The sequence below is a fragment of the Edaphobacter sp. genome, assembly GCF_035532915.1.
Classification (GTDB): Bacteria; Acidobacteriota; Terriglobia; order Terriglobales; family Acidobacteriaceae; genus Edaphobacter.
The window spans coordinates 1-12,780 of record NZ_DATKQC010000235.1 but is presented as its reverse complement, the minus strand read 5'-3'; the positions used below and the strand labels follow the sequence as shown (position 1 = coordinate 12,780).

Genomic DNA, 12,780 nt, shown 5'->3' with positions numbered 1-12,780 from the left:
CATGCTTGCCCATGTGGACGATGGCATCTGCGCCCCAGCCGCCTTCTGCTTGCGGAGTTCCGAGCCAGCGATAGAAGGCCGCGTAGTGGTGCGTTGGGGGCAGGTCGGGCGTGTGGTAGATCGCATCAGGATCGATGCCATATCCCCGTGGTGGCTGCAATGCGATCAGGGCATTGCCAAGTTCCATAGCAGCAAACAGATAGTTGCGCTCGTCGCCCCAGGGCTCCTCCTCTTCAATCGAGACAACCTTTCCGGCGACCGTAGGGAGGAGTTTCTTGTCAGTCTTCTTGGCAGGTTTTATGCTTGGGCCATGGTCCTGCGGCTGGCCCCAGAAATCCTGCATTCGGCGCGCCGGGCGAGCAGGAAACCCGGAGTATATCTTCCGATAGGCCGCTCGCGAAAAACGCAAGGCCCGGGCCGGATCGAGTGGATAGTTGTTGTCGTAAGTCCCGCGGCCAAGCAGGTCTTGCATCAGTTCATCAGATGTCTTAGGCAAAGCGTCGATCGTATACCGGCGCGCCCGCATCGCGTGCAACGCCGTGAGCAGGCTGGCAGGCGTATCGAGGCCAACTGCGCCCCCAACTTGAGACGCCTTGGCCGCCGAGTTGGTGAGTACGAAGGCAATTCGACGATCGCGGTTCAGCGTTCGCCGCAACCCGCCAAGCCGACTCGCTATACCGGCGACGCGCGCAGCCCGGTCTTCGTTCGCAACATACAGGCTCTCCGCGCCACTCTTGCTTCGCTCCTTGAACGAAACAGGCACGGAGATGATGCGGCCATCGAACTCCGGGATCGCAACATTGACAGCAGTATCGACCGCGTTCAATCCTCGTCGCGAGCCTTCCCACGCGCCCTGCGGCATCTGGCATGCAATGGCCTGAACAACTGGGATGCCAAGCCTCTCGAACGATAACATCGCCTCTCCGGGCTGGGTGACAGAGCCCGTATTCACCTCGCCAAGCGCAAACGACAGCGTCGTAATCAGCACGTCTGCACGGCCTTCAAGCAGTTTGAATACGGCCGGACGTCCATCTTCCTTCGCCTTCAGGCTTGAAGTAAAGATGCAAAGCGCATTGACTCCCTTGGCCTCGAGCGCACATGCAAGCGTGTCGATAAAGCTGGTGTTTCCGCTCATCTGATGCGCGCGGTAAAACAGCACGGCAACCGTGGGTTTGGCGGGGTCGGCCTGACGCTCCCAGTCGGCGGACGTGGCAACCTCCGCACCAGGCAGATAAATGCCGTGCTCGGGCATCGGGTTGGCCGGCGCGTAGCCATAGCCCGTCAGCATCAGGCGATCGGAAAGGAATCGGAACAACTCAGCGAAGTTCTGCACGCCTCCAAGCGCCAGATACCCGGCGGCACTTTGCATTACATCCGCCGGCACGTTGATGGTCTCGGAAAACTCCGAGCTATTCTCCCCACAGCCACTCACCAGCACCAGCGACTGTCCACGCTCGATGCAAGCCGCCCGCAGTCGCTCGAAGCCCGGAATGCAACTCAGTGGCCCATGGCACCGAACGATGATCACGCGAGCCTTGACCATTTCACCGTTGATCAGGACACTCAACTGGTCTTCGTTCCGCAAAGCATTCAATGAAAATGCACTGACCCGCAGATCGTCGGGAAGCATCTCCGATGCCTTTATCAACGTAAGCAGGTCTGTGTCCGCGTGAGAGAGCAGCATGATGGCCCCGTTTGCGTCGGGACTGGTCTTGGCAAGCGCCGACGCAGACACAATCTCACTGGGCTTGCGTACATCCCAGTCATAGTAGTTGAAGACGAACTCGCTCAACTCGGACGGTGGTTGCAGAAAGCGGTCAGCCGAGAGCATCGCATCGATGTAGTCATAGATTTGGCGTACCTGCCAGGCGCTGTTCACTGAATGGAACCAGATGGACCTTCCATCGAAGACGAGGCTCACCACATTTGCGAGCGCGCAAGGGCCAAGGCAACCGCCCTTGGTCAGATGAACATGATTGCGAATTTTGCGATCAAGCCACTCCTGCCGATAAACGTCGGCCGGGACGGCGGCGTATCCACGCTCGGTGATGCCACAGCAACAGCCGGTGTAGCAATAGGTCAAATGCGCCCGATGCTGGACGATGTTGAAGGCACGACCGTCGGCACGGACTACGCGTTGTCGAAAAGAGTCGGCCACCGCTACGCCTCATTCTCTGGAGCGTGGTCGGAGCTGGTTGCGGAAAGATGACGGGTTGAGGGTGCCGGGGTCAGGCGCATGGTTTCTGTTCTCCGCAGAAATTGCTATGTACCCCGGGCAGGTTTCCTGGCTTCGAAGCGGCACCTTCTTCCTGGTGCCGAGCCTCCTCCTTCCCCAGCTTCAATGCCGAGTGGATGTATGGCGACTCATCTTCGTTTACAGTGGCGGGACCGCACCGGGATTGCACCGGACTTCCCTTTTCAGCCCTTGCGGGCACCTTGGGTCTGACACAGTTGTACCACGCCTCCGGTTACTCAGCTGCGTGTTGCTCTAACGGACCAGCGTGTGCGCGTTCGGTCAACCAACCGAACAGGACCCCGAGCGTGCCCCAAAGCAGCAACTGCATCTCACAGGACGCGATCCGGAATTTCCAAAGCAAGCTCGCGGGAAAGGCTTGCGGTACTTCATCGACCGCTGGCAAAAAGCTCGAAAGCGTGACCATTAGCAAGACGAACAGGAACACCGCCAGCAAGGAGCCGTTCCAAACCCCAAATCGCCGCCTCAGGCGACGGGACAATTGCAGCGAAAGTGTCATAGATGCCAGGGACAAGGCAATTGCAAGAAAGTACGCCGCGGTCCGCATTCCTATTGTCTCCGGACTGCCAACAGACGGTGGATTCGCCGGATATTTCAGAGAAGGGACCAATGCTACTGAGATATAACCCAGAACTGCGATCCATAGCGCCAAGGCACGCGGACTGGACACCCCAAAGCGTCCCTGCGAAAAGGCGAAGACAAGCCCGAAGATGCCCCCAAGAGCTGAACCGTAGACCACGGCACCGGTCAGCAGCCCGATACCTCGCTGAATCTTGCGGCTGACCAACTCAGGCTCGGGGCTTTCGCCCTTCGCTTGGTTCATACTGGCTTCAAAGGCGATCGCTCTGTCGACTTGTGGCTCCGCGGTCCAACGTGCGAATGCAAATACAACAAGGCCCGCCACAAGGCCTACCAGCATTCCGCGAAGAAGCAGCGTACGAGTCATCAAAGGTTAACTAGTGGCACGGAAAGCCAAGTAGATGGCGTCCGTCGTGGACAAACTCGTGAACGATGCTGCCATGAATGATCGAAGTCGCCCCTTGTTCCGCACCCACGAAATAGATCAGAAGCAACATGAGCAAACCGCCGAATAAAGCCCAGGGCAGCAACTCGCGCAAGGGAATGACCGGTATGAATATGGGCCGGGGAATTGAGTCGGCGATAGGCTGAGTCATGGAAGTCTCCTGATCGTTGCTTGACTCCGAGCGTAGTGAACCTCTCAGGGAGTGTCAAGCCGCCATTTAGCCGCAATGGTAGCCTGTCTTCGGGTGACGCCTTGAAAGAGACCGACTTGCTGGGACGGATCACGTTTGTCAGTCATGCACCAACTGCTGCAGTGCGAAGAGCGGCGTTTTCTCTCAATGAACCCATTGAGCAGCGCGAAATTGAAAAGCTTGAGTCGATTGGCTGGACTCCACCGCGACTTAGTAAGGTCTATGCTGCGCCGGAGCAGCGAACAATGCAGACAGCCAAAGCTCTGGGGTTCGACTCCCTTCTCTCCGAGGAACTAAGGGATTTGGACTACAGTTCATGGCGAGGCAAGTCTTTGGACGAAGTTCAATTCACGGATCCGGACGGCGTCCGTCAATGGCTCACCAATATTGATGCGGCACCGCATGGCGGCGAGTCTATTGCGAACTTCCTCGACCGTATCGAGTCTTGGCTGGCCGGACAGCACGGCCTCGGTCACACCCTTGCTGTCACGCATCCCGCAGTGATTCGTGCCGCTGTAGTGCTCACTTTGCAGGCTCCCGCGCAATCGTTCTGGCGTATTAATATCCCACCAGTTTCGCTCACGGACCTGCGATGGAGCGGCAGATTCTGGACCCTGCGAAGCAGTGGTTGCACGCTCTCGCGGCGTGAAAAGTAGAACCTGGTGAAATGAGTCTGGTAAATTAGGTAAAGATTCTGGGGTGTCCGCGAGGGCATAACAGGGAAGCCGGTGTGAGTCCGGCATGGTCCCGCCACTGTGTTCAGGAGACGGACTCTTCGTAAGCCACTCGATCACACCGAGGAAGGCGAAGACTCCAGACCGCTACAAAATAGCGCTCAACCTGTCAATCAGGAGACCTACCTCAGATATAGTCTTGATTCCTGTCCGCGTGGAAACGGAAAGCAATCGCTCATCGGTCTTTGAGCTTTGTGCCTCCTTTCCCGCTTTGGTGAGGTGCACTTGTTCAGACCGAAATCGATCCCGCCCGCTATTGCTGCAGAAGCAGGCGCTCCATGAGAGTCGGGGAACATTTCTGTCCAGGTGTCCTTCATGCAGTCCAGGCAAAAGACGGTCTACTCCTTCGCATCAGGGTACCCGGAGGGTTGATCGAGGCAAATCAACTCAGGACCATCGCCGATCTGTCCCGTAGCTTTGCTGATGGAACCATCGAAATCACCTCACGGGCGAACCTTCAGTTGCGAGCGATTCGGAATCAAGACCTTAGCCATATCGTTGCAAGCATTTCTTCTGCAGGCCTCCTGCCTTCGCCGCCGCATGATCGAGTACGCAATATCGTCACAAGCCCCATTGCGGGGCTTGACGCCGAGGAGTTCATCGATCCGCGACCGCTGATCCATGAACTGGATCGGCAATTGCGGGCGGAACCGATCTTTGCAAACCTGCACCCCAAGTTCAGCTTCGCAATTCACGGCGGCCCGAGACGCTTCAGCCGCGATCTCGACGATATCTCTCTTGAGGCAGTGGACTCCAACTCAGTACCTCATTTCCACCTTTCCATCGGCGGAGCCTCTTCGGGTTTCGTCATCAAGCGCGCGGATGCCGTTACTTGTATGCTGGCCGCGGCAAAAATGTGCATCGAACTGGCGCTTGAATCCAACACGCATGTTCGTGCAAAAGCAGTACTGACAATCCCCGGAGCGAGGGCACATATCGTCGATGCACTCTCACCTATGTTGAATCCCTCCCCCGACTCGCCTCCCACCCACACAGTCAACCAGGCCCTAATCGGCATCCATCCTACGACTGAAGAAAGCCGGGTCAGCATCATTCCCTCTGTCCCTCTCGGCAGACTCACCGCACAACAGGCCTATTCTCTAGTCGATGCCGCCAGCGAGTGGAAGGGTGATCTTCGATTCGCTCCCTGGCGTGGCATCGTCCTCGGTTCTATCCCAAAGAGCGCAGCGGACAAGATAGTCGGTCAACTTCGCTCCATTGGCTTGTCCTGCGAAGGACTAGATGGCTTTCAAGGCATCGCGGCTTGCGCCGGAATCACTGGTTGCGATGCATCGCTGGCGGATGTGCGTCGAGACGCAGCTTCGCTCGCGCAGCGCTTTTCAGGCCACGCCGGGCCTTCCGGATGGACAGTGAACGTATCCGGCTGTGACAAGCAATGCGGGCGTCGGCATGGCGCAACCGCCGACCTGGTCGCCGGCCTGTCGGGGTACACCCTTAATATCGCGGGACGTTGTGTTTCGACCGACTGCTCACCTGAATTTGCACTCGATGCGGTTGCCGCGCTGCATGAAAATCTGCTCTCCGAGGTCGCTGCCCGATGAACTACGTCAAGGACGGCGCGGCCATCTATCGCGAGTCGTTTTCCATCATCAGAAGAGAAGCCGATTTATCTGCGTTTCAGACCGATCTTGCTCGCGTCGTCGTCCGTATGATCCATGCGTGCGGCATGACGGATCTTCCGCAGGACGTCCACGCATCGCCGGATGCAGCCGCCGCGGGCATCGATGCGCTCCTCGCAGGCGCGCCCCTGTTGTGCGACGCAACAATGGTGGCGAATGGAATAACGCGTTCCAGGCTCCCACGAAATAACGAGGTCATCTGCACGTTGAACGATGCCAGAACCGCGGATCGCGCTGCGAAACTCCACACAACCCGAAGTGCCGCCGCAGTCGAGTTATGGCGGGATAAACTCGCTGGCTCGGTTGTTGTGATCGGGAACGCTCCGACAGCGTTGTTTCACCTCCTCGATATGCTTGAGGCGGAAACTCCAGACTCTATGCTCAACCCTGCGCTCATCATCGGAATTCCTGTCGGATTTGTAGGGGCGGCTGAATCCAAGGCAGCACTTGCCGCCAATCGGCTTGGAATACCCTTCCTGACTGTTCGAGGACGCCGCGGCGGCAGCGCCATTGCAGCGGCAGCAGTCAATGCACTTGCGAGTGAGGAGGAATGAGCGCAGGCAAACGAAGCGGACGCCTCTTCGGAGTCGGTGTCGGCCCCGGCGATCCGGAGTTGATTACGGTCAAAGCGCAGCGCGTGCTAAGGCAGGCGCAGGTTATTGCTTATCCCTGCGCCAGACACGGTAACAGCAATGCACGTTCAATCGTGTGCTCTGAATTGATTCACGGCCAGATCGAACTCCCAATGATGTACCCGGTTACGACAGAGCAAAGTGACCACCCCGGAGGATACGAGGTCGCACTGTCGCAGTTCTATGACGAGATGGCCGAACAGATTGCGGAGCACCTTGCAAGCGGTCGGGACGTGGCCATCCTATGCGAAGGCGACCCTTTCTTTTACGGCTCGTACATGTATCTTCATGACCGCCTCGCTCATCGCTTTTCCACGCAGGTAATTCCTGGAGTCGCCTCAATCATGGGTGCAGCTGCCCAGCTCGGAACGCCGCTCGTCCGCAGAGATACTGAATTCACGGTCTTACCTGGAACTCTCTCTGAAGACGTACTGGTCGCAAAGCTAAGCCAGCAGGGCGCCTTTGCCATCATGAAGCTCGGCCGAAACTTCGCAAAGGTAAAGCGGGCTATCGATACGGCCGGTCTCGCGGACAAAGCACTCTTCATCGAACGAGCGACCATGGCTGCCGAACGCATCATCCCGCTCCGCGAAGTCGACCCGCTCCATGTCCCCTACTTTTCGCTCATCCTGATCCCCGATACAAGTCAGGCCCAGCGGGACGAAACCATCCGCAGTGTTGGTTGGATCTCCGTTGTTGGCCTCGGTCCGGGTGCTACTGACTGGATCACGCCCGAGGCTCAGCAAGCGCTGACCGAGGCGACAGATCTGGTCGGCTATCATACCTATCTTGATCGAGTCCCCGTGAGATCAGGTCAGCGCCGCTTCGGCTCCGATAACAAGGTGGAAGCGGACCGCGCACGGCACGCTCTTTCGCTTGCCGAATCAGGCAGCCGCGTTTGCGTCGTCTCATCTGGCGACCCGGGCATCTTTGCCATGGCTTCGGCTGTTCTGGAATGTGTGGACCAGGGACCGCCAGTCTGGCGCTCGCTTGATATTCGCATCCTTCCCGGATTGTCGGCGATGCAGGCAGCAGCTTCAAGAGTCGGCGCTCCTCTAGGGCACGACTTCTGTGTCGTCTCACTCTCCGACCGACTCAAACCCTGGGAGGTCGTGGCTAAGCGAGTGGAAGCAGCGGCATCCGCCGACTTCGCGATCGCAATCTACAACCCAATCTCATCGGAACGGATATGGCAGCTCGCCGAGGCGAGGACAATCATCGCCAAACACCGAGGTTCTGAGACGCCCGTCGTCCTTGCACGCAGCGTCGGCAGGTCCGACGAACGAATTACGATGACGGATCTCGAACACTTCGATCCTTCGCAGGCCGATATGCAAACCATCATTCTTATTGGTTCCTCAACAACTCGAGGGCTTGCACTGTCGAACGGGAGAAAGCTCATCTACACTCCACGCAGCTATGGTGACAGGAGTCATGGCGCATGATTGCCGCTGAGCATTGGCTGTCGATCGTAGGCGTCGGCGAAGATGGCTGGGATGGTCTGAACCATGAGGCCAAACGAGCAATCACCTCCGCCGAGTTGCTCTACGGAGGTGCTCGACACCTGGCCCTCATAGCAACTTCCGATTCTTCTGCAACCCGTATCTCTTGGCCTTCTCCGATGGCCCCAGCCGTGCAGCAAATCCTCACGGAGTATCGCGGAAAGATGAGAGTAACTGTGCTCGCCAGTGGCGATCCGATGCTCCACGGTGTGGGTGTACCTCTCACCCGCGACCTTGTCGCAACCGAGTTTCGCGTAATTCCGCAGGTCTCCGCTTTCTCTCTCGTCTGCGCGCGACTTGGTTGGCCGATGGCGGAGACGATACTGATTACGCTGGTCAACCGACCGGTACAGCAGTTGCTTCGCCACCTCTATCCTAGCCAACGGCTTGTCATCTTTTCAGAAGATGGCAGCACGCCGGCGACCGTAGCTCGGCTCCTGACGGAATCTGGATACGGAGCAAGCAAGTTGGATGTCTTCGAAAATCTGGGTGGTTCCTCAGAGGGCAATACCACAGGTTCGGCAGCAATCTGGTCGAACAAGCAGTGCGGCAAGCTAAATCTGATAGCCGTACTCTGCGCTTCTGAAGCGACAGTCAACCCACTATCCATCACGCCAGGTTTGCCCGACGACGCCTTCGATACAGATGGCCAGTTGACCAAGCGCGAGGTACGCGCCGTTACGCTGGCGCGGCTCGCTCCGCTTCCAAACCAAACCCTCTGGGACATAGGCGCCGGCACAGGATCGATTGGGATCGAGTGGATGCGTCTTCACCCCTCGTGCTCCTGCATCGCCTTCGAAGCGCGAGAAGATCGCGCAGTTCGAATACTGGAAAATGCCGTGCGGCTCGGTGTACCAAACTTGAAGGTCATCCAAGGGACTGCGCCAGCCACCTTTGCAAGCCTGCGCTCGCCAGACGCAATCTTCATCGGAGGAGGCGTCGGCAACGATGACCTCTTCGACGCTTGCTGGGCTAAGCTTTCCCCCGGTGGTCGTCTGGTTGCGAATGCAGTCACTCTCCACAGCGAAGCAAGCCTTGTCGCGCACCATACAATCTACGGAGGCGATCTGATGCGCATGATGGTCTCCCGAGCCGATCCGATCGGCGGTTCCTACGGATGGCGGCCCATGATGCCTATTACGCAGTGGACGGTGACCAAGCCATGACCGACACGTTCCAGCATGAGCATCTCTCCATCGGCTTCGGCTGTTCCTCGCGCGCCTGTAGTGACGACATCATCCGCCTCATCGAGGCGGCCCTCGATCCAATCCCTCCCGGCACCACAATCGCAACGCTCGATCGTCGGGCTTCGATAGGAAAGATCGTAGCCTCGAAGCTGTCCCTCCGCCTTGTGCTCTTCCCGGCGAGCGCCCTTGCAGGCGTCGCAGGAATCACCACACACTCCTCATTGGCCCTCTCGAAAACACGCACCGCCAACGTTGCAGAAGCATCTGCACTAGCCTCGCTTGGTCCCTCTGCGCGTCTCATCGTAGCGCAAACGAAAGGCCGTTTCTGCACCTGCGCAGTTGCGACGCTTCCCATAGGGGTGCATTCATGATCGTCCACTTCATCGGCGCAGGCCCAGGAGCCGCCGACCTCCTCACCCTTCGTGGCCGCGATCACATCCACAACTCCCCGGTCTGCCTCTATGCCGGCTCGCTTGTGCCCAAGGAAATACTTGCCCATACACCACTCGGCGCCCGCATCGTCGATACGGCCGAGATGAACCTTGATGAGATCATCGCGGAGATTGTCGACGCGCACGCCAAGGGCCTCGACGTCGCTCGCGTCCACTCTGGCGATCTCTCCATCTGGAGCACCATGGCAGAACAGATTCGCCGCCTAAAGCTGCTTGGTATTCCTTACGATGTAACTCCGGGTGTTCCTGCTTTCGCCGCCGCTGCCGCTGCTCTCAGCCAGGAACTCACGCTGCCGAATGTAGCTCAGACCCTAATCCTCACTCGCACCTCGACAAGATCCACACCGATGCCTGCCGGAGAAGACCTCGCAACCCTGGGCCGCACTGGCGCGATGCTCGCCATTCACCTCTCCATCATGAACCTCGACCAGGTATCCTCCCAGTTGTTACCCCTCTACGGCGAAGACTGTCCCGTCATCGTCGTCTTCAGGGCCAGTTGGCCCGACCAGCGCATCCTGCGCGGCACGCTGTCGACCATTCATGGGATAGTCAAGGCATCCGGTATTGATCGCAATGCCCTCATTCTGGTTGGGCGGTCTCTCGACCCGTCGCCCTTCGGCGAGAGCTACCTCTACTCCACGGCAAGGGACCGGACGGATACTTCCGAGCAGTAGCGCTATGAACGCAGATAAGGTCATCGAGATGCAATCCATTACAACCCCAACTCGAACTCACGCGCCACGAGTTCTCATTCTGGGTGGAGCAAGCGAGGCATCGGAGATTGCCACGCACTTGGCAGCCAGATCCGATGTGACCGTGATCTCATCTCTCGCCGGCCGAGTGAGCCAGCCCAGGCTGCCCGCCGGGATTGTTAGAGTTGGAGGCTTCGGCGGGGTTGCCGGATTGATCTCTTATCTGGTCGATGAAAAGATCGGAGTGGTCATCGATGCGACTCATCCCTTCGCCTCGAAGATAAGTGGCAACGCCGAGTTGGCCTGCAATGCCTTATGCCTTCCGCTCATCGCGTTGGAACGCCCACCGTGGGAGCCAAACGAGCATGATAGCTGGTGCACGGTACCCGATGCACAAACTGCAGCGTCAATGGTGAACCAGCAACGCAACCGTGTGTTTCTCTCCATCGGACGGCAGGAGCTTGGCGCATTTTCTAACTGCGAAGACGCATGGTTTCTGGTGCGTGCCATCGATGCCCCCAGCGAAACGTTGCCCGCCAAGTCAAAACTGATTCTGAAGCGCGGTCCGTTTCATCTCAACGATGAACTGCAGATGCTACGGTCTGAATCCATCAGCCTCATCGTGTCCAAAAATAGCGGTGGCCCAGCAACTTATTCAAAGATCGAGGCGGCGAGAACCCTCAGGATTCCAGTCGTCATGATCGATCGCCCACGGAAACACAACGTCCCGACTGTACCCCAACCGGATGACGTGCTTCAAAAACTTGCACAGCTGCTGTGAATGTCCCCGACTGCGATGTTGTATCCCACGGAGTGATGGTACCTATGAGAAAGCTCTATCTAATCGGCATTGGTGCCGGCAATCCCGAACACATCACGGTGCAGGCGATCAAAGCGCTGAACCTCGTAGACGTCTTCTTCTTCATGGACAAGGGCGAAGCGAAGCAGGACCTCGTCAACCTCAGAAAACAGATATGTGAACGATATATCGAGAACAGGTCATATCGTGTGGTCGAAGCAGATGATCCTGTTCGTGACCCGACCATATCGGATTACATAACTCGCGTTGAACTCTGGCATCGACAACGAGCCTTGATCTATGAAGAGATGATCGCACAGCAACTGGAAGAGGATGAGTGCGGCGCTTTTCTCGTCTGGGGTGACCCATCACTCTACGACAGCACCCTCAGAGTGATCGAACACATCATCGCCCGGGGAAGGCTCTGCTTTGAGTTCGAGGTCATCCCAGGCATCACCAGCATTCAGGCCTTGGCTGCCCGCCACAAGATCTCTCTAAATGGGATAGGAGAATCAATCGTCATTACGACAGGCCGCCAACTCTCTGCCGGCCTGAGTGGCACTGCGGAGAGAACAATCGTGATGCTGGATGGGCAATGCTCCTTCAACACTCTGCTCGATGAAGAGCTTGATATTTATTGGGGCGCTTATCTGGGAATGGAAGACGAGATCCTCCTATCGGGAAAGCTCAGTGAGATCGCGAGCAGGATCGAAGAAGTTCGCCACGAAAGGCGACAGAGAAACGGGTGGATCATGGACACCTATTTGCTCAGCAGACCAAGCAAGGCGACGCAGGCTGTATCATCTCGCGCCCATACTTCCTGCGATCAGAACGATTGACAACCGCAGACCACTTCAACTTGTAACGACTTCCCCTAGCTAGGTGATTCGTCCGAAGGAAAGCGATAAGCGGGATTGGAAGACTCGTGCTAATGCTCTCCAAAGAAATTGGTCCGAGCAGCCTGAAAGTCATTACGTAGATAGTCGCATCTCCCGATCAGACCGAGCCAGGGCCTCGTTTCGACGGCAACTCAGTGAACAAGCGGTATATTCGCGAGGTCATCTTTGACCATTGTAAGAAGAGGTCTGATCTATTTTCTCCGCTCCCTAAATGCCGTCGCTGACCGACGCCTTGCTCAGCGCTACTTTTCTCGCTCTCGCATTCGGGTCCGCGCAAACCTGCTGAGCACTCTCGTCAGCAACCCCGATCAATTCGCCATTGCAGTCACGGGCGTAAGGCTTTCAGAGAAGTCGCGCGTCCCAGCATGATTGGACAAGTAGAGCTTGCCATTGCGAGTTACCTGATTTTAGGAGTTTGCGATGGTCGCGTATTGGTCGCGCGCTCAAATCCGACTTTTGGTGGTTTCCTAGATCGATTTGAATGTGATAGATAAGATCAGGCAATGAGCGACGCCAGCCTTTTTTCGGCCGGAACTGTCCCGAATCCCGCATCTTTCTAAAAATAAAAGAGTTATCATAAAATGCCACAAGCCTCCAGCATGCTGGAGGCTTGTGGCTATATCCTATAAGTTATTGATTCTAAATGGTGGCCAGAGACGGGATCGTTCTTTCCACGGGGCTTGCATGTCTGTAAGTTACAGAAAATACAATGACAAGAAATCCAAAAACTCCACCTCTCCCGGGTCGGCGGTACAAAATTGGTACAAAACAGCTT

Annotated in this window: 12 protein-coding genes and 2 riboswitches; of the genes, 9 read left to right on the top strand and 3 right to left on the bottom strand. The window is 57.2% G+C overall.

The annotated features are described in order from the left end of the window. From VMU57_RS11370 to VMU57_RS11360, 3 genes are all read right to left on the bottom strand, one after another. On the bottom strand, positions 1-2,158 hold a 2,158-nt coding region (locus VMU57_RS11370), incomplete at its 3' end, for a cobaltochelatase subunit CobN (RefSeq protein WP_325383448.1). 99 nt (positions 2,159-2,257) lie between these two features. After that, positions 2,258-2,454, bottom strand: a riboswitch (cobalamin riboswitch). A gap of 14 nt (positions 2,455-2,468) precedes the next feature. Continuing rightward, entirely contained in the window at positions 2,469-3,200 is a 732-nt protein-coding gene (locus VMU57_RS11365; RefSeq protein ID WP_325383446.1) for a CbtA family protein, read from the bottom strand. A 10-nt stretch (positions 3,201-3,210) separates the two neighbouring features. Then, a complete protein-coding gene (locus tag VMU57_RS11360) occupies positions 3,211-3,429 on the bottom strand; it encodes a CbtB domain-containing protein (protein ID WP_325383444.1) in 219 nt (72 codons plus the stop codon). 101 nt (positions 3,430-3,530) lie between these two features. Here VMU57_RS11360 and VMU57_RS11355 point away from each other — a divergent pair, with 101 nt between their 5' ends. The 9 genes from VMU57_RS11355 (at position 3,531) to cobF (ending at position 11,945) form a co-directional block, all read left to right on the top strand. Then, entirely contained in the window at positions 3,531-4,124 is a 594-nt protein-coding gene (locus VMU57_RS11355) for a histidine phosphatase family protein (protein ID WP_325383441.1), read from the top strand. A gap of 24 nt (positions 4,125-4,148) precedes the next feature. Continuing rightward, positions 4,149-4,346: riboswitch (cobalamin riboswitch) on the top strand. Positions 4,347-4,480: 134 nt separating this feature from the next. Continuing rightward, positions 4,481-5,764, top strand: a complete 1,284-nt coding sequence (gene cobG / locus VMU57_RS11350) for a precorrin-3B synthase (protein WP_325383439.1) — start codon at positions 4,481-4,483, stop codon at positions 5,762-5,764. Further along, a complete protein-coding gene (locus VMU57_RS11345) occupies positions 5,761-6,396 on the top strand; it encodes a precorrin-8X methylmutase (protein ID WP_325383437.1) in 636 nt (211 codons plus the stop codon). Before cobG ends, VMU57_RS11345 begins: the two co-directional genes overlap by 4 nt. Beyond that, entirely contained in the window at positions 6,393-7,919 is a 1,527-nt protein-coding gene (locus VMU57_RS11340) for a precorrin-2 C(20)-methyltransferase (protein ID WP_325383435.1), read from the top strand. The genes VMU57_RS11345 and VMU57_RS11340 overlap by 4 nt, the downstream gene beginning before the upstream one ends. Further along, positions 7,916-9,142: a precorrin-6y C5,15-methyltransferase (decarboxylating) subunit CbiE gene (gene cbiE, locus VMU57_RS11335; RefSeq protein ID WP_325383433.1), complete on the top strand. Its 1,227-nt coding sequence runs from the start codon at positions 7,916-7,918 to the stop codon at positions 9,140-9,142. The genes VMU57_RS11340 and cbiE overlap by 4 nt, the downstream gene beginning before the upstream one ends. Continuing rightward, on the top strand, positions 9,139-9,534 hold the full coding sequence (locus tag VMU57_RS11330) for a cobalamin biosynthesis protein (protein ID WP_325383431.1): 396 nt from the start codon (positions 9,139-9,141) through the stop codon (positions 9,532-9,534). Before cbiE ends, VMU57_RS11330 begins: the two co-directional genes overlap by 4 nt. Continuing rightward, entirely contained in the window at positions 9,531-10,289 is a 759-nt protein-coding gene (cobM, locus tag VMU57_RS11325) for a precorrin-4 C(11)-methyltransferase (protein ID WP_325383429.1), read from the top strand. Before VMU57_RS11330 ends, cobM begins: the two co-directional genes overlap by 4 nt. Before the next feature lie 4 nt (positions 10,290-10,293). After that, positions 10,294-11,088, top strand: coding sequence for a cobalt-precorrin-6A reductase (locus VMU57_RS11320; protein WP_325383427.1), 795 nt, complete (start codon positions 10,294-10,296; stop codon positions 11,086-11,088). A 44-nt stretch (positions 11,089-11,132) separates the two neighbouring features. Next, a complete protein-coding gene (cobF, locus tag VMU57_RS11315; RefSeq protein ID WP_325383425.1) occupies positions 11,133-11,945 on the top strand; it encodes a precorrin-6A synthase (deacetylating) in 813 nt (270 codons plus the stop codon). The last annotated feature ends 835 nt before the right edge of the window (positions 11,946-12,780 follow it).

What these genes read in the sequence shown, in the direction of transcription:
- VMU57_RS11365 (WP_325383446.1), bottom strand. Translation starts at nt 3,200, where the DNA reads ATGACTCGTACGCTGCTTCTTCGCGGAATGCTGGTAGGCCTTGTGGCG.
- VMU57_RS11360 (WP_325383444.1), bottom strand. Translation starts at nt 3,429, where the DNA reads ATGACTCAGCCTATCGCCGACTCAATTCCCCGGCCCATATTCATACCG.
- cobG (WP_325383439.1), top strand. Translation starts at nt 4,481, where the DNA reads ATGAGAGTCGGGGAACATTTCTGTCCAGGTGTCCTTCATGCAGTCCAG.
- VMU57_RS11345 (WP_325383437.1), top strand. Translation starts at nt 5,761, where the DNA reads ATGAACTACGTCAAGGACGGCGCGGCCATCTATCGCGAGTCGTTTTCC.
- VMU57_RS11340 (WP_325383435.1), top strand. Translation starts at nt 6,393, where the DNA reads ATGAGCGCAGGCAAACGAAGCGGACGCCTCTTCGGAGTCGGTGTCGGC.
- cbiE (WP_325383433.1), top strand. Translation starts at nt 7,916, where the DNA reads ATGATTGCCGCTGAGCATTGGCTGTCGATCGTAGGCGTCGGCGAAGAT.
- VMU57_RS11330 (WP_325383431.1), top strand. Translation starts at nt 9,139, where the DNA reads ATGACCGACACGTTCCAGCATGAGCATCTCTCCATCGGCTTCGGCTGT.
- cobM (WP_325383429.1), top strand. Translation starts at nt 9,531, where the DNA reads ATGATCGTCCACTTCATCGGCGCAGGCCCAGGAGCCGCCGACCTCCTC.
- VMU57_RS11320 (WP_325383427.1), top strand. Translation starts at nt 10,294, where the DNA reads ATGAACGCAGATAAGGTCATCGAGATGCAATCCATTACAACCCCAACT.
- cobF (WP_325383425.1), top strand. Translation starts at nt 11,133, where the DNA reads ATGAGAAAGCTCTATCTAATCGGCATTGGTGCCGGCAATCCCGAACAC.